Source organism: Novosphingobium sp. TK71 (assembly GCF_055361505.1).
In genome coordinates this window covers 1,888,026-1,907,626 of record NZ_JBSZKA010000001.1, presented here as the reverse complement: position 1 = coordinate 1,907,626, position 19,601 = coordinate 1,888,026, and the positions used below count along the sequence as shown (strand labels likewise).

At 65.4% G+C, this 19,601-nt stretch carries 12 protein-coding genes; 3 read left to right on the top strand and 9 right to left on the bottom strand.

Annotation, left to right across the window (positions count from 1 at the left end):
- Nucleotides 1–33: 33 nt before the first annotated feature.
- From ACXJ16_RS24280 to ACXJ16_RS24265, 4 genes are all read right to left on the bottom strand, one after another.
- Nucleotides 34–3,072, bottom strand: coding sequence for a glycoside hydrolase family 35 protein (locus ACXJ16_RS24280; protein ID WP_463922399.1), 3,039 nt, complete (start codon nt 3,070–3,072; stop codon nt 34–36).
- Between the two features lie 4 nt (nt 3,073–3,076).
- Complete coding sequence (locus tag ACXJ16_RS24275) at nt 3,077–3,370, bottom strand: L-rhamnose mutarotase (RefSeq protein WP_054436129.1); 294 nt, start codon at nt 3,368–3,370, stop codon at nt 3,077–3,079.
- 109 nt (nt 3,371–3,479) lie between these two features.
- A complete protein-coding gene (locus ACXJ16_RS24270; RefSeq protein ID WP_420719896.1) occupies nt 3,480–5,027 on the bottom strand; it encodes a rhamnogalacturonidase in 1,548 nt (515 codons plus the stop codon).
- Between the two features lie 4 nt (nt 5,028–5,031).
- Complete coding sequence (locus ACXJ16_RS24265; RefSeq protein WP_454797885.1) at nt 5,032–6,246, bottom strand: rhamnogalacturonan acetylesterase; 1,215 nt, start codon at nt 6,244–6,246, stop codon at nt 5,032–5,034.
- Nucleotides 6,247–6,532: 286 nt separating this feature from the next.
- On the opposite strand from ACXJ16_RS24265, the gene ACXJ16_RS24260 reads away from it, so the two are divergent.
- The gene (locus ACXJ16_RS24260; RefSeq protein WP_463922398.1) at nt 6,533–9,499 is read left to right on the top strand and encodes a TonB-dependent receptor; all 2,967 of its coding nucleotides are present in this window, start codon (nt 6,533–6,535) and stop codon (nt 9,497–9,499) included.
- A 104-nt stretch (nt 9,500–9,603) separates the two neighbouring features.
- Here ACXJ16_RS24260 and ACXJ16_RS24255 read toward each other — a convergent pair whose 3' ends face one another.
- Together ACXJ16_RS24255 and ACXJ16_RS24250 are read right to left on the bottom strand one after the other, a co-directional pair.
- The gene (locus ACXJ16_RS24255) at nt 9,604–10,569 is read right to left on the bottom strand and encodes a glycoside hydrolase family 43 protein (protein WP_324699156.1); all 966 of its coding nucleotides are present in this window, start codon (nt 10,567–10,569) and stop codon (nt 9,604–9,606) included.
- Nucleotides 10,566–11,558, bottom strand: a complete 993-nt coding sequence (locus tag ACXJ16_RS24250; protein WP_324699154.1) for a family 43 glycosylhydrolase — start codon at nt 11,556–11,558, stop codon at nt 10,566–10,568. Before ACXJ16_RS24250 ends, ACXJ16_RS24255 begins: the two co-directional genes overlap by 4 nt.
- A gap of 74 nt (nt 11,559–11,632) precedes the next feature.
- Between ACXJ16_RS24250 and ACXJ16_RS24245 the strand changes: the two genes are divergently transcribed.
- Complete coding sequence (locus ACXJ16_RS24245; protein ID WP_463922397.1) at nt 11,633–12,628, top strand: alpha/beta hydrolase; 996 nt, start codon at nt 11,633–11,635, stop codon at nt 12,626–12,628.
- 62 nt (nt 12,629–12,690) lie between these two features.
- Here ACXJ16_RS24245 and ACXJ16_RS24240 read toward each other — a convergent pair whose 3' ends face one another.
- Nucleotides 12,691–13,368 carry a DUF6250 domain-containing protein gene (locus ACXJ16_RS24240; RefSeq protein WP_324699152.1) on the bottom strand — a complete coding sequence of 226 codons (678 nt, stop codon included), beginning with the start codon at nt 13,366–13,368 and terminating at the stop codon, nt 12,691–12,693.
- Nucleotides 13,365–16,142: an exo-rhamnogalacturonan lyase family protein gene (locus ACXJ16_RS24235; RefSeq protein WP_463922396.1), complete on the bottom strand. Its 2,778-nt coding sequence runs from the start codon at nt 16,140–16,142 to the stop codon at nt 13,365–13,367. Before ACXJ16_RS24235 ends, ACXJ16_RS24240 begins: the two co-directional genes overlap by 4 nt.
- A 161-nt stretch (nt 16,143–16,303) precedes the next feature.
- Between ACXJ16_RS24235 and ACXJ16_RS24230 the strand changes: the two genes are divergently transcribed.
- Nucleotides 16,304–17,530 carry an MFS transporter gene (locus ACXJ16_RS24230; protein WP_463922395.1) on the top strand — a complete coding sequence of 409 codons (1,227 nt, stop codon included), beginning with the start codon at nt 16,304–16,306 and terminating at the stop codon, nt 17,528–17,530.
- A gap of 21 nt (nt 17,531–17,551) precedes the next feature.
- On the opposite strand, the gene ACXJ16_RS24225 is transcribed toward ACXJ16_RS24230, so the two are convergent.
- The gene (locus ACXJ16_RS24225; RefSeq protein WP_463922394.1) at nt 17,552–19,474 is read right to left on the bottom strand and encodes a rhamnogalacturonan lyase; all 1,923 of its coding nucleotides are present in this window, start codon (nt 19,472–19,474) and stop codon (nt 17,552–17,554) included.
- Nucleotides 19,475–19,601 lie beyond the last annotated feature (127 nt).

The window sequence follows — 19,601 nt, the reverse complement described above, 5'->3', positions numbered from 1 at the left end:
CGCTCGCGGAGCGCCGGATAAGGGGCTGGCGGCTCATTTGAGCTCTGCCGGTGTCTGGGGGGCGGGCACCGTCTTCACGGCAATGCCGCCGCGCGCGTTGTGCAGGGTGACAAGTTTTACCGCCTCCAGCGCATCGCCGGGGGCGCCGTCGCTCGTCACGGCCAGCGCCACGTGGTTGGTGCCGTGGTGGCTGAGGATACCCTCGGGGATGGGGAACACGCGCTGCGGGCCGACATGGGCGATGAACTGGCCCATGTTCCAGCCGTTGACGAAGATCAGAACGCGGTATTTCGCGGCCGAGCGCGGGGTTTCGGTATCGCCGAAGGCCAGCGCGATGGTGGCGTCCTGCCCCTTGGGCACGGCCAGGTCGAAGGTGGTGCGATACCATGTCGTGCCGGGATTGGCGCTGCTTGCCGGAACTTGCGCGGCAGACCACCGGCTGTCGTCGAACAGCGGCAGGTGCCAGCCCATGCGCTCGCCATGGAGACCGCCGTTGTTGGCGGGGCCGCGCACGGGGTCGGCCAAGTCCTCGCCGCCGCGCTGGCCCTGGATCTTCCACGCGATCGGCACCGCGAAGCTGCGCCCGCCGGGCTGCGAGATCGACGCGGAGATCAGCCCGCGCGCTTCCTTGTGGAAGTCGTCGGAATCGAGGTCCCAGTTATGGCCGTTGTTGCGCAACATCACCGAAAGCACATGGCTTCCGTCCGCCTGCGCTTCGGGCGGCAGGTCCAAGGTGACGGTGCCGGTGGTGATCGGGCGGGGGAGGCCACTCGGCGTCTCGGCCTCGCCGATGAACTTGCCGTCCAGCCAGGCCTGCACCAGCCCAGAGCCGCCGGCGCCGTAGAACAGCGAGACGGTTTTCGCCCCGGCATTGCCCTCGAACTTGCCGCGATACCAGACGTCGCCCTCGTGGAAGCCATAGGCATCCATCGCCATGTTCGGCTGGCCGTCAGGGCGCTGGGTGATGGTCGCATTGGGACGATTACCGCCCACGGCCTGCCAACCGCTGTCGTCGAATTTCGGATCGGCCTCCGGCGAACCCTTGGCCATGCGCCAGCCGGTGAGGGCGGGAAGCACGACGGGGACAGGGCCGGGCAAGGGCGCGGTGGAGGAGATGCTGCCAACGGCAGATGCCTTGGCAGGGACACGGGCGCCATTCCATGACAGCGCGCGAACGGCACCGGGCGCCCAGACTTCGAGATTGCCCTCTTCGCCGGTGTCGCCGGTCAGCGCCAACGCGCCGGATTTGAGCGACGCGTGACGGACCAGCTGCGGACCGCGAACGAGAACGGGTCCGGCAGCGGTGTCGGCGCGGGTGTAGCGGGTGGCTTCGGCCTCGCCGGCAAGGATCAGGATCAGGTCGCCGCGCCCGCCGCCGGTCAGGCGCAGCACGGTGCGGCCTGCCTGACCACTGGCGTGCGTGTAGGTGACTTTCAGGTCGCCCTTGGTGTCGTTGAAGGCGGTTTCTGCCGCGCCTTCCAGAACCGTGATTTTGGGGGCCGAGGCATAGCGCAGCACGGTCTCGCCCGGCTCCCCGGCACGGCCGTAGAGCAGCAGGAGATCGGCGGTTCCCGCCTTCGATGCCGATTGCAGTTCGGAGGTCGAATAGACCAGCCGCTGCCCGCCAAGGTTCACACCCGCGACCAGCCACTTGGCATCGAAGCCATTGAGACGTATCGGAAAAGTATATCGCCCGTCGGGCAGGGCGGCGGTGACGGTGAAGCTGTCGTCGGTCTGCCCGTTCGACGGCTTGTGCGCCACCAGCAGGAAGCGCGCGTCGGTCTCCGGGCTCTTGTTGTGGTAGATCTGGATGTTGGGCGAAGAGGCCTCAGGCGCGCCCGCCGGGATCATGCCCGCAAGGTCCGGGACGGAGGCGATGAGCCCGCCCAGCTGCTTCATCTCCAGCGCCTTTTCGCGCAGGTTCCGCGCCTCGGAAATGGCGGCGCCATAGTCGTAGCTGGTGAACACCACCGGGGCCGGAAGCCAGCCCCAGCTGGTGCCGCCATAGGTCATGTAGAAGCTCTGGATGCCGATGCCGTTGGCCAGATTGGTGCCGTAGAACACCCGCTGGAATCGCTTGCCCCGCTGCACCGCGTTGCATTCGTAGCCGCCGTTGGAACCCCAGTAATCGAACCAGCCGCCGCCGAATTCGGCCAGGAATCCGGGCGTTTTCGGCGAAGCGGAGGCGCCACCCTTGGCGCCGCCGGGGCCGTAGAAGCCCCAGTCCGGCGCAGCCACGCTGCGCGTCGGCTTGCCTTCCACGGTGCAGGTGCCGCCGGGGTAACCGTCGAACGCATACATGTCGTTGGGGCCGTGGACGACTTTGTCGACGGGCGAGCCTTCTGGCACCCAGTAGCCGTTGCGGCCCTGATCGTTGTGGAAGATCGGTACGGTAATGCCGTCGGCACGCGCCTTGGCATAGAGGTGGTCCATGTAGCGGCGCTGCGCGGGGGTGGTCAGCGCCAGTTCGTTCTCGATCTGGTGGAGGATCACCGATCCCTTATGACCTTTGCCATCGCCGTTGATCTGGTGGCGGGCAATGATCGCGTTGATCTGCGTCAGCCACTCGTCGGCTGCGGCGAGATACTCCGGATCGTCGGTGCGGGCGCGGGCCTTCTGGTTGACCAGCCAGCCCGGAAAACCGCCGCGCGACAGTTCCGCGTTCACATAAGGCCCGGCGCGGGTCATCACCCACAGGCCCTCTTCCTCAGCCATCGTCAGCAGGCGGTCGAGGTCGCGAATTCCGCTGAAATCGTAGACGCCCTGCCTGGGCGAGTGGTAGCCCCAGTCGAAATAGAGCGCGACGGTGTTGAACCCGCTGGCCTTCATCTTCTGCAGCACGTCCCGCCAGAGGTCGGGGCTGGGCAGTCGGAAGGGGTGAAACTCGCCCGACCAGATCACTTGCCGCTTGCCGTCGATCATCAGCGATCGCGCATCGAACGAGACGCGGCCGAAGGTCCGGGCCGGGGCGGAAAGGTCGGCGGTCTGCTTCGCGTCCTGTGCCGATGCGGCCGAGGGCGAGGCAATCGGAACGGCGGAAAGCAGCAGGGCGGTGAGGAAAGCGCGCTTCATCGGCTCAATCCATATGGAACATGAGCGGGAGCGAGCGCTCGACCGGGCGGTTGCCAGGCTCCACTTCCATCAGCGGCGCCATATAGTCCCACCAGCGGCGCATCACCGGGTGGTCGGGCAGGGCTTCGCGGCTATTGTCCGGCAGGACGCGCAGCACGGCGAAGAGGGCAAGGCTGTCCTCGTCCAGGAAGATCGAATAGTCACGGATGCCTGCCTCGGTCAGCAGCGCGGAGAGTTCCGGCCAGATCGCGTCGTGACGGCGGCGGTATTCCTCAACCGTGCCGGGCTTCAACTGCATCCTGAAGGCGTGGATCGACCCCGTCCCAGTATCCGGCACTCCACTCTCCCATTTGTTCCATTATGTGGATATCAATGCCGTTATTTGGTAACTGCTCCGCACGCGTCCGTCAATCGCCATTCTGCCGGAGGGGTGTGTTCGAAAAGCGCGGAAATGCCACGTTTTCGAGCCGGATCGGCGCGCGGACGTCCTTCAGGATCGTTTCGGCGTGGAACTTGTCGACAGTCAGGCGTTCCACATGGCGGACCCAGAGCGCCCATGCCGGGAGCACCCCGAACATGCTGGGTTCGGGGTAGGCCCCTGCAAGTTCAGGCACTTGCCGGACGGGTGCGGGCGCAGAATCGCGTCTTTTTCCGGCCTCGCCGTAAACGAGGTGGATGTCGCGCATCTCGATCGATTCGATAGGGTGTCCGGCAAGGCCCGCGAAAGTTGCAGGAAAGCGCGGGTCGATTCCCCTTGCGTCGATCTCCGATATGACCACGCGGCGCACCGCGCCCACGCCGGTGCCGTCCGGCCCGCGCCGCCGGTCTCCCAGTCTCACGAAAAGGGGGGCGGTGGTCACGTCCCGCATGGTGAGACGGCTTGCGACGACGTTCTCCATCACCCCGCCGTCCACGGTCTCCAGCGCGAGGCCCCGGCAGCGGGTGAAAGTGCAGTCCTGAACCACGACATTGCGATAACCGCCGTTGCTTTCCGTGCCGAGCTTGATCCTACCGGTAACGCGATCGCGGTCGGGCGCGATGTGCTGCGCGGTTCCATGGGTGCCGTCCAGCATCGTACCCATGTCATAGCCGGAGACGGCGCAGTCGCGGATCAACACGTTTTCGGCGGGGAGCGGTTCGCTCAGCGCCAGGCTGGACTTCACGACGATGCCGTCGTCATTGGGCGAATTGACCTTGCAGCCACGCACAAGGGTGTCTTTCACGCAGTCCAGGTCGATGCCGTCCCGGTCCGTGTCGATGGTGAGGCTTTCGATCAGCAAGGCGCTGGTGCCGGTGGCGAGAATGGCGAAGTGCCCGCCTTTCAGCACGGTGAAGCCGGACAACCGGATATTGCGCCCCCGTTTCAGCGCAATGGCCTTGTTGCCGAGCCCCTGCATCGCCGCCACGGCGGGTTCGAGGTCGGCGATATCCCTTTCGCTCATGCCCTGCATCGAAAGCGGCCGCTCGCCGGTCTGCGCTTTCCAGCGTGCGCCGGGCCCATCGCGGGTGAGACCAAGCCCATGGATCAGGCCGGGGCCTTCAATGGCCATGTCCTCAATGTCTTCGCCCCAGATCAGGCTGTTGCGCCAGTGGCTATGGCCAAAGTCCTGGTAGAGGCCGGGGGCAGGTTCGGGCAGATCGTAGCTGCCGCCATGAAGCGCGGGGTCGGCGGCCACGATCGTGGCGCCCTGTTCGAACACGATCCTGATGCGGCTTTGCAGGCGGATCGAGAAACAGAGATAGCGGCCCGCCGGAACCAGCACCGTGCCGCCTCGGCGTGCGGCCTCGGCGATTGCGGCATTGAAGGCCGGACTGTCGATGGCCGTCCCGTCGCCCTTTGCGCCGAAATGGCGCACGTCGAAGCGGCCTTCAGCCCCGAGTGCGGCCCGGGGCATCAGCGGCGTCAGTGCTCCTGCCATGCAGAGGCCGGAGAACATGCGACGGGGAAGGTCCATCGGCTCAACTCCCTTCCGGCTTGCTTTCCTCGAGCGAGATGCTCGGCGCGATCGGCAAGGCTTCGGGCAGAGGCGGATGCGCGGGATCGAAGTTCCCCGGCACGACATTGGGCGCCAGTTCGGGGATCTTCTCGCGCACCTGCCGGGCGATGGCGGCGGCGAAGAGCCAGGCGCCGTAGTTGTTGTTGTGCGTCCTGTCCTTGCCATTATCGGCGAAAGCGCGGGGCGAGATGTCCGGGCCGAGCGCCTGCATGATCGCGATGCTGTCCCGGTTGAGATCGATCAGCGGCACGTTCTCTTCCGCCGCAACCTTGCGCACTGCCGCGGCATAGGCGCCGAGCGTGTCCTTGATCCTGCCGGCATCGTCGAAATTGCGCCGCTCGGGCGAAGTCACCAGCACCGGATGAACGCCTCTGCGGCGGGCTTCGGCGATATAGCTGCGCAAATAGGAAGGGTAAGTCAGTTCGGGATCGAGATAGGTCATCGGCCACTCGGCCTTCTGGTCGTTGTGGCCGAACTGGATGAACAGCCAGTCGCCTTCCTGCATCTGGGTCAGGAGCTTGGAGAAACGGAGTTGGGCGATGAACGACTTCAGAGTCGCGCCCGACTTGGCGTGATTGGCAACGGCAACGCGATCGTCCAGCATCGCGGGCAGCATCTGGCCCCAACTCGTGAAGGGCTCGGTGTACTGGTCGGCCACGGTCGAATCGCCGGCGAGGAACAGGCGGGGGGCCTTGGCGGGCTCGATGTGGATCGCAGAGACGCGGGGCTGGCCGAGGAACTCGAATGTCAGCTTGTCATCCCAGCTGAAACTGGCGAGGTCGCGCTCGTCCAGCAGCACGGTCTGGCCGAACCGGGGGGCGCCGGCAGGCTGGGCCGGGAGACGTGCGTTGCGCACATCGACAAGAAAGCTACGCGTTACCGTCTGCCCGCGCCGGGTTGCGACGTCGCGCAGGACCAGGCGGCGGCTTTCGGTCTTCACGGTGGTGCGTCCGGCGCTGCGCCTGTCGCCCAGGGTCAGGGTGACCCGGTACAAGCCCTCGGGCAGCGCCACCGAGTAGAGAAATTCACCCGATTCATCGCGCCGCTCCACCCCGGATCCGCCGGCGCGGTATACCGGCATCTGCTCGGGCGACCTGCCGCCGAGGTCGATGTCTATCGTGGGACTGGCCGCCACGCTCGCGGTCAGGACTAGGGCGAGAGCCGGACTCAAGGGCATTGGGATGATCCTCTCCTGGGTTTCCGGCTGCATCGATTATCAGCCGAATATCCCACATGGCGATTTATTACGGCATATATCGGGATGAAGGAGAGTCAATCGCGGCGAGCGCTGCTATTTGGCCGCGTCTTGCGATGAAATGCACCGCTGCTGCGTGGAATCGCCGGCCGCCCATCGGATCGGTAGCGATTTTGACTGGAACTGAGCGAAAATGTCGTATAATGTAAAACTCAATCCCACATAGTGGGTAATGTTCGAAACAAGAACAAAAATTGGGAGTGAGGAAATGGGAAGGGCTTTCTCGAAATCCGTCATGCGCAGCCGCGTCTCCGCGCCGGCGCTGGTTGCGGCATTTCTTGTCACGCTGCCGCTTTCGGCCTTTGCGCAGGACGGTGCGGCCGCTGCCGGGCAGGACACCTCCCGGGCCAGCGATTCCCCCAGCACTTCGGAAATCATCGTCACCGGTTTTCGCGCCTCGCTGAATGCGGCATTGGCCGACAAGCGCGTGGAAACGGCCGCGATCGACACCATCAAGGCCGAAGACCTCGGCAAGTTCCCCGATTCCAACCTTGCGGAATCGATGCAGCGAATTCCCGGCGTGGCACTTCAGCGCGGTGACGGCGGCGAAGGCAAGAACATCTCCGTGCGCGGCCTCGGCGCCGATTTCACCCGCGTGCGGATCAATGGCATGGAAGCTGCCGCGCAGACCGGCGGTTCGGATATCTACGGCGCAGGCAACAACGGGCGCAGCTTCGACTTCAACGTGTTCCCGACAGAAATCTTCTCGGCGCTGACCGTGCGCAAAACCCCTTCGGCCGATATCGAGGAGGGGTCGCTCGGCGCCACGGTGGATCTCAGCGCTCCGAGGCCGATGGACCAGGCCAGGGATTTCGTGTTTTCCGCCACGGCTCGCGGCGTGTGGAACGAACTGTCGAAGAAGGTCGATCCACGCGCATCGGCGCTCGTTTCCAAGCAATTCGGGGACAGCGGCTTCGGCATTCTCGGCTCGCTCGCCTACCAGAAGCGCCACACCCGCGAAGTGGGCTATTCGGCGGTGGACATCCTTTCGGCCAACCAGAACGGCATGTTCTGCTCACCCATCGGCTTCACGCCGCAAAGCCCGGCAAACAGCGCGACGACCGGGGCCGATGCCGCCAACTGCTCCACAGGCAATCCGCGCACAAGCGATCCCGCTGCCTATCAGACCGTCTATGATGCCCGGCGCGACGATATGCCGAACACCCCCGGCAGCGGCGCGTTCTTCCCGCGTATTCCGCGTTACCTGAACTCGCAGCAGACGCAGGAGCGCATCGGCGGCACGCTGACCCTGCAGTACAAGCCCGACGACGACACCGACATCTCGCTCGACATGCTCTATTCGCGCTTCAACGTCACGCGGGACGACAATTACATCGAGGCGATCTCGTTCGGCCGTTCCGCGTCGAACCAGGGCTATCCGATGATGTCGCTCAAGGACGTGCAACTCTCGGACCTGGGCTCGGTCGAATATGCCCTGCTCGATGGCGTGGACGTTCGCTCGGAAGGTCTTCATTCGAAATATTCGACGACCTTCAAGCAGATGAATCTCAACTTCATGCACCGCTTCACCGACAGGCTGACGGTCGATGCCAGATTTGGCCTCAACCGCTCGGTCTGGAAGGACAAGGTCCGCATGCAGTACTTCATGGATGCGCTGGACACCGACAATTTCTCGATCGACTATACCGGAGGCGGGCGCACGCCGGTGCTGGGCTTCGGCTTCGACGTGTCCGACCCGAACAACTTCCTCTATGGTCCCACACCGGGCGCAGGCGTCGTCACCGGCGGGTTCAGTCTTCAGGGCAAGCCTGGCACCAATACCACCAACGGTCTGATGGCCGAATGGAACGCTCATTACGAATTTTCCGACGCCTTCAAGCTTCATTTCGGTGGCCAGTACAGGTCCAGTGACTTCAAGCAGCGCCTGACGACTTACTACACGGCCGATACGCTGGTTCAGGCGCTGCCGGCCGGGGTTTCGCTAGCCGACCTGACGACCCAGATCACCGGGGTGGACAGTCTTTGGGGTCACGGCGCGCCGGCGAGCTGGGCGACGCTGGACTGGCAGAAGCTGGCCGATACCTACAATCTTTTCGACGCGCGCACCTGCACCGGCTGCGGCGAGATCAATCCCGCCGTCAGGGAGGAGGAGACCAGCGCCTTCGCGATGGGAACGTTCGACCTGACGGACGCCGTGGGCATCGGCCTGCGCGGCGACGTGGGCGTGCGATACATCCACACCTCGCAGCGCTCCTCGGGCTATCTCAACCTTTCGGACGCAACTTCGCCCACGGGCCTGTCCGGTCAGTATCGTTCCGCGACGCGCAGCTATGACGATTGGCTGCCATCCGCGAATATCGTGGTGGAGCCGGTCCAGAACCTGCTGCTGCGTTTCTCTGCCGCGAAGGTCATGTCCCGCCCGGCGTTGACCGTGCTGGCGCCTACGGTGACGATCAATGCCGTGACCCGGTCGGGCTCGCTGGGCAATCCCTACCTCAAGCCCATCCGCGCCAACACCTTCGATGCGGCCGTGGAATGGTACTTCCGCCCCGGATCGCTGATCTCGGCGGCCTTCTTCTACAAGGACATCAAGACCTACGTCCAGAACGTGAACTCGCTGATTCCATTCAACGAACTGGGCCTTCCGGTCGAACTGCTCACGGGCAGCAACACCACGCCGGACGAAGAATTCAACATCGCCACGCCCACCAACACGCCGGGCGGCAAGTTGAAGGGCATCGAACTGAACGCGCAGCTCCCGTTCAACTTCGTGTCCGGCTTCATCAGCCACTTCGGCGTTCTGGCGAATTACACGCACGTGATGTCGAAGATCAATTACTGCCTCGTCAGTTCCGAGGGCGTCTGCACCGAGACGACCAAGGACGATCTGGTCGGCCTGTCCAAGGATACGGCGTCGGGAACGCTCTATTGGGAAGACAGCAAGTTCTCGATCCGCGGCACCGTGAACTATCGCGGGCCGTTCATTCGCGGCATTCCTGCCTCGCCGGGCAGCGATCTGGTGGGCAACCGCTCGACCGTGTTCGTCGATGCCTCGGCTTCCTACAACATCTCGGACAGCATCAAGCTGATCGTCGAGGGCACCAACCTCACGGACGAGCAGAACAGCCTCTACACCGACAGCCAGCGGCAGGACACGCTGTTCCAGACCCGCGTCGGCCGGACGATTTCGGCAGGCGTGAATGTGAAATTCTGAATTTGACGACCTCGGCGGGGCCCTCCCACGCCGGAACTGAAGGCTCCCGGGTCCTCCACCCGGGAGCCGCTTTTTCAGGCCCTCTCTGTTCAGGATTCGTCTGTTCAGGTTTCGAGCGCGGAGAGCAGCCTGCGGTCGATCCGCACAAGGGAACCGTGACGTGCGCCTTGCGGCATGACGAGCCGGTCGCTGACGTCATGCCAGGTCACCATGTCGCGCGTGGTCTTCGCGCCCCAGCGGCCATCGCGATAGACATCGTAGTAGCAGACCAGTTCCGCGCCGGCCTGCGCCGTCATCGGGCCTTCCACCCAAGGCGGCGTGAACGGCTCGCCGAGCGGTGCGAACGGTCCGAGAGGCCCGCGCGCGGATGCGGCGCGCAGCCATTTGCGGGGCGGGTTCAGGGTCTCGTCCTTGACCACCAGCCAGAGTCCGCCGTTCGGCGCATGAGAGAACGTACCGTCGATCACGCTGAAGCCGGGGTCATAGAGCACTTGCGCCGGGGCAAAGCTCTCGAAGTCGGCGGTGGTGGTGTACCAGAGCCGGTGGTTGTAGCCGCCTTCGGATGTGCCGGCGGTTTCGCGAAAGCGGCCTTCCACGGTGCTGGACCAGAAGATCACCGTGCGGCGCGTGGCGGGATCGTAGATCGCCTCGGGCGCCCAGCAGTTGCGGGTGCCGGGAACGGCGGCCATGACCGGGATCGCGCGCTGGGGTGTCCAGTTCACGAAATCGCGCGTGGTTGCATGGCCTATCGTCACGCCCTCCCACGCCGTGGTCCAGATGCAATGCCAGGGCGCATCCGGTCCCTCGCCGCGCCAGAGGAAGGGATCGCGCAGGAGCTTCTTCTCGCCGACCTGCGGCACGAGGAAGGGCTTGCCCCCGCCGAGCGTGCGGAAGGTGAAGCCGTCCTCGCTCACCGCCAGTTTCAGCCCGTCCGCCTCGCCCTTGCCGGTGCTGAAATAGGCGAAGAGCAGCGGACCTGCCGGTTCCACCGTGCCGGTGCGCGTGGTCGCGCAGCCGGCCAGTGCGGCCGCGCCCAGGCAGAGCGCGCGGCGGTCAAGCAGCGGGTTCATCGGCGCGCTTCCTTCGGCGGCACGAGTTTTACGTGGGTAGCGCTGTCACGGTCCACGGCGATCACTCCGTCCTTCTCCTTCAGTTCCGCGATCTGGAGCACGCTGCGGCGGTTCCAGTCGGGGTTTGCCTTTGCCTCGTCCTCGCCGCCCTGATGCACGAAGTAGACGATATAGGCACGGCCCTCCGAGACGATCACATCGGGATGCTGGCCCTTGGCGCGGTCGGTCGGTGCCTGTCCGGGCGTGGCAAGGATGTGGCCGGGCTGGGTGGTCCATTGCTTGCCGTCATCGCTGCGCATGACGAGCAGCCCCTTCCAGGCGTCGGAAACCAGCCACCAGCGGCCTTTCCACCGGAACGCCTTGGGGCCTTCGCCGGGGGTCGCGGTGAGGCGGTCCTTCACGCTCCAGTGGACGAGATCCTTGCTGTCCGCCGTGCGGATCGCCTTGCCCATGCGCTCGTCATTGAAGAACAGGCGGTAGCCGCCCTCCGGCAGCGCGACGACACTGGCGTCGATCACCCTGTCCGAACCGAGATCGAGACGGTCGCCGCATGTCCACGATTTCAGGTCGGGGCTGGTGAGATGGACGATGAAGCGCGGGGCGTTCCAGTCGCGGAACACGCCGGGTACGACCGTCAGCCACATGTGCCACTCACCGTTGAAACGCTCGATATCCGGCGCCCACAGCGTTTCGCCGGTGCAACTAGTGGGGATCGAGGCGGTGCCGCCGTAGCGCCAGTGCACGCCGTCTTTCGACCGCGCGGTGCCGATCGCGGTGCCGTGGACCCAGCGCACGTCCTTTTCGTCCTCCATCGGCAGGTCGGCGCGGCGGTTCGTGTAGAACATCACCCATTCGCGTGTGGCGGGATCGTAGACCGTGCTGGGATCTGCAGCGCCGTCATGCACCGGATCGCGGAACAGTGGCTTCGGCGCGACGTCGGCGGCCGGAGCGGTCGCGGCGGCGAGCAGGAGCAGCGAAGCGCCGATCATGCCGCGCGGTCCAAAAGTCGAATGAATTTCAACATATTCCAATGCATAGAAAGACCTTCCGAGGAGAGTGCAATATGTCGAGTGATCGCCGCCGGTTTCTTGGCCAATATCTGGCTGCGTTGGCCGCTGCGCCGCTGCTGTCCGGCCGCGCGATGGCGGCGGCTCAAGGCGGCATCGCCATGGGCGAGCGCTTTCCGATCTGGCCGGGCTTCCCGCCCGGACTGCCCAAAGCGGGCGTGAAACAGGAAAGCGTCCTGCGCTCCGGTCCCGCAAACCCGGACGACCTTGCCTGGCCGCATGTCGAGACACCGATGCTCACGGTCTGTCCTGCGGCGAAACCCACCGGCGCGGCGGTGCTTGTCATTCCGGGCGGTGGTTATGCCCGCGTCGCCATGGGAACCAGGCCCTCCGCGATTGCGCGCTGGTTCGCCGGGCAAGGAGTGACCGCGTTCGAACTGCTCTACCGCCTGCCGCACGACGGCTGGGCCGGCGGGCCGGACACGCCCCTGCAGGATGCCCAGCGCGCGATGCGCGTGATCCGCGTCCATGCGGCGAAATGGGGGGTGGATCCTGCCAACGTCGCCGCCATCGGTTTTTCGGCGGGCGGACACTTGTGCGGCAGCCTCGCGACGCGCTTTGCGGCCAAGGTCTACGATCCGGTCGACGCCGCCGATGGGCAGGATGCGCGGCCGATCGTGGCGGGCATGTTCTTTCCAGTCGTCAGCATGGTGCCGCCGCTCGCCCACGGGCAGTCGCGCCGGGAACTGCTGGGAGCGAGCCCGGGCGACGACCTGTCGCGCCGCTATTCGGTGAACCTCGATGTTCCGGCTGTCACGCCGCCGATCCTGCTGGGTCATGCCGCCGACGATGCGGTGGTCGATTGCGGTAATAGCCTCGCCATGTTCGAGGGCTGCAGGGCGGCGAAAGTTCCTTCGGAACTGCACATTATAGAGAAGGGCGGGCACGGCGCCCCGCTGTTCGAGCCGGATGGCCGTGCCGGACTGTGGTTGACGCGGTTTGCCCGTTTCGCGGCCCGGCATGGGCTGCGGATTCCCTCCGACGGGGCGTGATATGCGGGAGCGACGATTGAATTGAAGCGATGGGACTTTGAGGAGCGGCATCTTGCGGCCCATCAGCGTCCCGTCCCGAGCGGAACGATCCGGAAATTGCGGATGCGCAAGTGGCTCCTGGTCGTGCGCAACGCGAACCAGCCCCGGCGGTAGGGCGCGGTATCGGCCATCGTGAAAAGCCGCTTGCCGCCGAAGTCCACCGTCACAGTCACGCCATCGGCGGCAAGGCGCATCGGCACCCAGCGATTGGCAACGAGCCGCGCAGCCGGATCGGTCCGGTCATGCTCGGGCCGCAGCGGACGATTGCCCGGTTCGCCCACATAGCGGCGCATCCGCGTGGTCGTGTTGCGATTGCCGCCGATGCCCACGTAGTAAGTCTTGAGTGTGTCGTAGTCGGCAAAGGCCCCGCTGCGGGGGCGGGCCAGGGGCGATCCGTCCCGCGCGGCGGGGTCGGTGGCCATCCAGAAGGCGTTGACGTCGCTCACCGCATCGTTCGGCCCGCCGGCCGAAACGGCCATGACCTCGTATTCGATGGCGACGGCGCCGCGCAGTTCCTCGTCCCACCAGACCGAGAGCCCTTCCGGCGTATCGATGTCCATCACGCCGCCCTGCACGGTGATGCGCGGGGGCGCTTCCGCCTCGACGCGCCAGTGCGAGAGGCCGTGGCGGAAGTCGTCCGTTAGAGGGTTCGTCGCCGCCGACAGCGACACAAGTATCAGGGCGGCAGCGAGGCGCTTCACTCCAGCGCATCCCCGATCAGCGTCAGGTTCACGGTCGCGGCGATGCCCCACTGCGCGGCATCGTTGGTGGAGACTTCGGCGATTTCGTCCACCGGCTTGAGCACGGCAGCGCCCGCCACCTTGTTCGCGCCGCGCGACTGGTCGCGCCCTTCGCGGTCGCCTGCGCCGAAGAACTCGCTCCAGGCGCGCTTGACGAGGTCCGGCTTGCCGAGCTGGACCCCGGCATAGGCGGTGTAGCGCGAATGCGCCTGCGTCAGCGCGCGGCCCTTGCCCGATGCACCGGTGCGCGCGCGGAATTCCGCCTCCGGCGCGTTGTAGAGTTCGCAGTATTCGAGCCAGGTCTTGCGGAACGCCGGTTCGTCCAGCAGTTCCAGCAGTTCGGCAGTGATCTCGAACACGCCGAACACGCCGTTGAGGTGGCTCATGTTCACTTCGCTGCCGCCGCCAACGAAGCGGCCCGAGGCAAGGTCGAAGGCGCCGCCGCCAGCCAGCCAGCCCTTGGGCAGGGCGGCGATGGAGCGCATTCCGGCGACGATGCGGTCGCGCCATCTGGTGTCTCGCGTGCGTTCCCATTCGGTGAGCCAAGCGCCCAGCAGCGAGCCCCACACCGTGCCGAACTGCATGAAGATCTGGCCATCGGGCAGCGGCTGGTCGGCCACTACCGCGCCGGTTCCGGCGAGCGGTCCTGCCCGGTGGAGGACCTTGCGGCCGATATCGACCGTTTTCAGCGCATGATCGCTGTCCACCAGACCGCGCATCAGGTCGCCGCAACGCTCATCGGTGGTGAGATAATAGTAGAAACGGCGATAGGCGGCGTTGGAGATGCGCGGCTGCTTCGAACTGTCCGCCCAGTGCTGCACCCCGTGGCGCGTGCCCAGGCCCTTGAAGCGGCCGGAGTGATAGACGTCCACCTCGCCGGTGTGGCGCGTCATCGCTTCGGCGAGGCGGAACACGTCGGCGCGACCCGTGCGCAGGAAGCCGTACCACAGCCACATGTCGGTCGAGAGTTCGCTGTTGTCCCACGCGAAACCGCCGATGTCGTAGCGCCAGACGTGCCGGTCGTTGTCATAGCTGTGCATGACGTCGCCGTAGTTCCAGAAGCCGTACCAGCGGCGCTGATCCACTTGCCCGATGTAGAAATCGAGTTCCTGGTTCGCCCGCGCCTCGATCTTTCCGCGCAGCGGGCCGCCGGCAGCAATCGGACTCCACGGGCCGAACAGCCCGGCGGAATGGACTCGCGCGACATTGGCGACCAGACGCGGCGGTGTGGCAAGGCCCTTGCCCATCTCGGCCAGACGTTCGCGCGGCGGCGTGGCGGGCAGGGCCCAGATGCGGAATTCGGTGGTGCGGGCGATGCCCGAGGCATCTCCCCAGCCCGGTTCGTAATCCTCGTAAGTCACGTCGAGCCCGCGGTTCTGCGCTTCGAAGCTCTCCATGCCCATGACGTCGTGATAGAAGCGCAGGTCCATCGCCGGGGCATCGGGGGCGTGGTACCAGACGGTGAAGCGGGCAGTGTCGCCCGCCGCATCCGAGACGTCGAGGCCGACAGGGCAGCGCTGCCAGAAATCGTGCATTCCGAAGCCGACGCCGCCCGATGGACCGCCGATATAGCCGAATCCCGGCGCGCGGCCTGCAGTATCGACGTCGATCCAGCCGCAGCCCGGCTTGGTGCGCTTGACGATGGAAAAGCCGTCCGAATTGGGCTGACGCAGGCGGAAATCGCCCCATGCGGGAATGTATTCGATGTTCTGGCGCACCGCCGCGCCCATCTGGTCGAGCGGGGGCGTGGCCGCGCCCGCCACTTGCGCATCGCGGAAGGCCTTGCCAGGATCGCGGCGCAGGCCGGTCAGCGGGCGCACGGCCTCGCCCCAGAGGCCGCCATTCTCGCCCGCAAAACGAACGTGGCGATCGTGCAGCTTGTCGCGCATCGGCACCGCGCCTTCGAGGCCCAGCCCGCGAATGAAGCGCCTGGCGGGATCGCCATCGAATATCATCGAATGGACCAGCCGCACACTGTCCGAGCCGGTGTGGAAATAGAGGCGGACGGAGAAGGGCATCCAGTCTCCGGGCTCGTTGCCCATTTGGCCGCGATGGCGCCCGTCGAGCTTGATGACCGCGCGGATCGGGCCGCTCTGTTCTACCGTGGCGCTTTCGATGGCGCTGGTCCAGCGGGCGAGTGTGGGAGCGCCGTCCTCGTCATCGGGGCGGTCCTGCGCGCTGGCGAGCAGGCGTACCGATTGCAGCACTTCGCTCGCCCCCACCCGCGCCGAGCGGATCAGGGCCTCGCCGGATTTGCCTACGTTCCAGACGGTCTGGCCCACGGTGACAGTGATCGCATCGCCCGCCTCATGCACGGAGAGCGTCTGCTCCGGTTTGGCAGTGCCGGGAACGACGCGCAGCGAGCCGGTGCGGGCCCCATTGGCGGCGGTCGCATGTCCGGTCCACTTGATAGAGCCGTCCGGCCACCAGGCCATTGGCCAGGTCTGCACCGCCTCGCGCTTGCCGCCTGCGGCTTCGAGAACATAGCCGCGCTTGTCGAGCCGGGTGCCGCGCGGCCAGGGTTGGCCCCAGGACTGGCCCTCGTGCGCGGAGGGTGCGCCGCCGTCGAGCCAGACCACGTCTTCACCCGAGGAAATGCGGGAGCCCAACGGCTCTTTCGTGGCGAGCGTTGCAGCGTCGACGCGCCCGGCCGTGAGCGCCATCGAACCGACAACGGCGGATGATGCCAGGCTTTGCGCCAACATCTCGCGGCGGCTCCAGACCAGCTTGCTCATGTTCTCTCCCTTCCCGATCGGGTATCTTATGTGGGATGGTATTTCATCATGTGGGTTTAACCGTCAACCGGCCGGATAAGAAAAAGTGTGCCGACGACTTGGTCGCAGCCGATCTGTTTTCGAGGATTGCCAACCACGGCGCGCGCCGCCATGCCCGCTTCATGCCTCTTTCGCGAATGCACGAGCCCGGCACAGCGGTGCCGAAGAGCTCTTTGCCGGCCTGGTTTCCTCTGCTTGCCCTGATCGTTCTGGGTTGCAACTTGCGCAGCCCGTTGACAGCGATCCAGCCGGTTCTCGGCGAGCTTCGCGCCAGTCTCGGACTGGGCAGCGTAGGCGCGGGACTGCTGACCAGCATTCCGGTGCTGTGCTTCGGCTTGCTGCCACCGCTGATGTCGCCCTTGATCGGGCGTATGGGCATCGACCGGTCGATTCGACTCGTACTGATCGGCGTGGCTGCGGCGGCCGTGATCCGGCCCTATACCGGGATCATCGGCATGTTTGGCGGAACGCTGGTGATCGGTGTCTGCATCGCAATGGGCAACATCGTTTCGCTGATGCTGATCGCGCGCGATTTCCGTCGCAATGTGAACGGGGTGACCGGGTTCTACACCGTATCGCTCAATCTGGGCGCGATGCTGACACTGGGCTTTACCGCACCGATTGCTGCATGGGGAGGCTGGCAGATCGCGCTTGCCGGGTGGGTCTGGCTGACGCTGCTGGCTTTGGCATCGCGTTGGCTGATCGACCGGCAGGGGCGCCTGGCGGAGCATGTCGAGCCCGATGCAAGTGACGCATCGAAATCGCAAGCCGCTCCTGAAAGCGCGATGCCCGCCATGGTCGTCTGGCTCATGATCGCGGCATTCGCGATCCATATCTTCGCTTATTACGGCCTCACCGCCTGGCTGCCGACCTTCCTGAAAACGGCCGGGGGAATGAGCGGCACGCAGGCGGGAGTGGTGGCATCCTCGTTCCAGATTCTCTCGCTTACCGGCTCGCTGGGCATTCCCGTGCTGGCGCGGCGCATTTCATTGGGGCGGCTGCTTGTGCTGCTGGGGGCGGTCTGGACGGTGACGCCGCTGTGGATCGTGGCAGCGCCGAAACAGTGGATGTTGTGGTCGCCGATCGGCAGTATCGCGCATGGAGGCACGTTTGTGCTCATCTTCATGATGATCATGAAGTTCTCCCGCACCCTGGACGAGAACCGCAGGATTTCCACGAAAGTTCAAAGCGCGGGCTATTGCTTTGCGGCGCTGGGGCCGGTCCTCATCGGGTGGCTTCAGGGATGGCCCGAGGGCTGGTGGCTGGCGTTCGGGCTGCTGGCCGTACTGACCCTTGGCCTGATCCCGGCAGGGCTGGCGATCGATCGGTACGAACAGCGGCGAGGCTAGCCTCGCCGCTGGAATCTCGGGTCATTTGCCCGGCGGCGGCGCACCGAGGTAGAAACCGGTGTGTGGCGGCTGGTTATAGGCCGTGTTCTGCCATGCCACGCCCGCACGATAGACGGGGTCCTGCATCAGTGCGACGAAGCGGTGCTCGGTCGGATAAGGCGTCGTGTAGATGCGCAGTTCGCGGTTGTCGTTGCGGCGCCAGATCACTTCCTCGCGCCAGTCGCCGATGAGATCGGCCTGGAGTGCCGGGTTCGCCTTGGTGCCGTTGTTCGATGCAAGCCCTTCAGGGGCGAGAATCGGTGTCGCCACGCCGCGCTCCCAGTCCCATTTGGAAATGGTGGTGCCGTCCAGCAGTTCGCGCAGCAGGTCGCCATCCCACCAGATCGCGAAATTCATCTGGCGCGGGCGTGGGCCGATCGGCTGGCCCTTGGTGTCGAAAAGACGGTCCGAGTTTGAGCCCCAGAACTCCGCGCCGTAATGCCGGGGATCGATGTCGGCGGCGACACCGCGCCCGGTGTCCTGTTCGGCCGGCGTGGTCCAGAGCACTTCGCCGGTCCGCGCGTCGAGCAGGGCGGAGCCAAGCCCGCCATTGCTGCGGATATCCTCGAAGACGCCGAACTTCTCGAGCCCGGGACGCGCCGGGTCGAGGTCGCCGACATGCATCGTGTCGCCGTGGTACAGCGGCCGGGTCCAGAGGCCCTTGCCGTCATCATCGATCGCCATCGAGCCGTAGATCACCTCTTCGCGCCCATCTTCGTCGACGTCGGCGATGGAAAGCTGATGATTGCCGCGCCCGGCGTAGTCACCGTTGCCCGGAGCGGAACTGTCGAACAGCCAGCGCTGGGTCAGTTTGCCGCCGCGCCAGTCCCAGGCGGCAATCGCGGTGCGGGCGTAGTAGCCGCGTCCGAACACCATGCTCGGCAAGTGCCCGTCGAGATAGGCGACGCCGGCAAGAAAGCGGTCGGAACGGTTGGCGTAGCCATCTCCCCATGCGGCAGCGAGCTGTTCCGGCGTCGGATTGCCGCCCGGATAGCGCGGGGGATCGTAAGGTGCGGTAGCCAGCGCCTTGCCGGTTGCGCCTTCGAAAACGGTCAGGAATTCCGGACCTTTGACGATCCGCCCCTGCATCGGCGCGACCTTGGTGCCATCGGCCAGCACTTTGGCCCCGGTGCGGTCCTGCTGCGGCACTTCGCCGCCGCTGCTGCGCCAGTCCGCCCTGGCGTCGCCCATGACCTTGCCCGTGCCGTCCACGGTGCCGTCGGCGGTTTTCATCGCCACTTCGGCGCGGCCGTCCCCATCGAAATCGAAGACGAGGAACTGGGTATAGTGCGCTCCGGCGCGAATGTTCCGGCCGAGGTCGATGCGCCAGAGCCGGGTGCCGTCGAGGCGATAGGCGTCAAGGAAAACGCTGCCGGTATAGCCGGTGTGGGCATTGTCGTGGCTGTTAGTGGGGTCCCACTTGAGCACGACCTCATACTGGCCGTCTCCGTCGAGATCGCCCACGCTCGCATCGTTGGCGGTATAGGAAAAGGCTTCTCCGGCCGGAGTTACACCGTCGGCAGGGGGAACGAGCGGGATCGACAGATAGCCCTTGTCCCACATCATGGCACGCTGCGGGCCCGCGCGATCACCGATGCGCTCCACCGAATAGCTGCTTTGCGGCGTGCCGTGGGCATCCACGAATGTTGTTGCCGCGCCGGCTTTGGTAAGGTGAATCTGCTTGCCGTCACGCAGCACGCGGAAGCGGGAATCCTGCGGATCGTCGGCAAGAAATCGCCAGTTTACAAGGATTCCACCGTCCTTTGCGGGGAGAGCGACTGCCCCCCGGTCCAACCGTTCGGCGGCAAGGCGGCCGGGCGGATTCGCGCCGAGCGCGGGGCCGGTTTCCGCTGCGAGGCAAACAAGCCCGATCATCAGGTTCAGTGCGCGGATTTTGGCCGCCATTTGCAACATCCTCCGGGTTTGGAACCATCGTGGTCCAAATTATAGCATTGCATCCCACATATCGGTTCAATAAGTGTCCGTCTAGAAACTGATTCGATCAGCGACCGGAAAACCGGAACAGACAAGA

Bases quoted from the DNA above. Each gene is read 5' to 3' on its own strand.
- ACXJ16_RS24270 (WP_420719896.1), bottom strand. From the start codon at position 5,027: ATGGACCTTCCCCGTCGCATGTTCTCCGGCCTCTGCATGGCAGGAGCA.
- ACXJ16_RS24260 (WP_463922398.1), top strand. From the start codon at position 6,533: ATGGGAAGGGCTTTCTCGAAATCCGTCATGCGCAGCCGCGTCTCCGCG.
- ACXJ16_RS24245 (WP_463922397.1), top strand. From the start codon at position 11,633: ATGTCGAGTGATCGCCGCCGGTTTCTTGGCCAATATCTGGCTGCGTTG.
- ACXJ16_RS24275 (WP_054436129.1), bottom strand. From the start codon at position 3,370: ATGCAGTTGAAGCCCGGCACGGTTGAGGAATACCGCCGCCGTCACGAC.
- ACXJ16_RS24230 (WP_463922395.1), top strand. From the start codon at position 16,304: ATGCCTCTTTCGCGAATGCACGAGCCCGGCACAGCGGTGCCGAAGAGC.
- ACXJ16_RS24250 (WP_324699154.1), bottom strand. From the start codon at position 11,558: ATGATCGGCGCTTCGCTGCTCCTGCTCGCCGCCGCGACCGCTCCGGCC.
- ACXJ16_RS24255 (WP_324699156.1), bottom strand. From the start codon at position 10,569: ATGAACCCGCTGCTTGACCGCCGCGCGCTCTGCCTGGGCGCGGCCGCA.
- ACXJ16_RS24225 (WP_463922394.1), bottom strand. From the start codon at position 19,474: ATGGCGGCCAAAATCCGCGCACTGAACCTGATGATCGGGCTTGTTTGC.
- ACXJ16_RS24235 (WP_463922396.1), bottom strand. From the start codon at position 16,142: ATGAGCAAGCTGGTCTGGAGCCGCCGCGAGATGTTGGCGCAAAGCCTG.
- ACXJ16_RS24280 (WP_463922399.1), bottom strand. From the start codon at position 3,072: ATGAAGCGCGCTTTCCTCACCGCCCTGCTGCTTTCCGCCGTTCCGATT.
- ACXJ16_RS24265 (WP_454797885.1), bottom strand. From the start codon at position 6,246: ATGCCCTTGAGTCCGGCTCTCGCCCTAGTCCTGACCGCGAGCGTGGCG.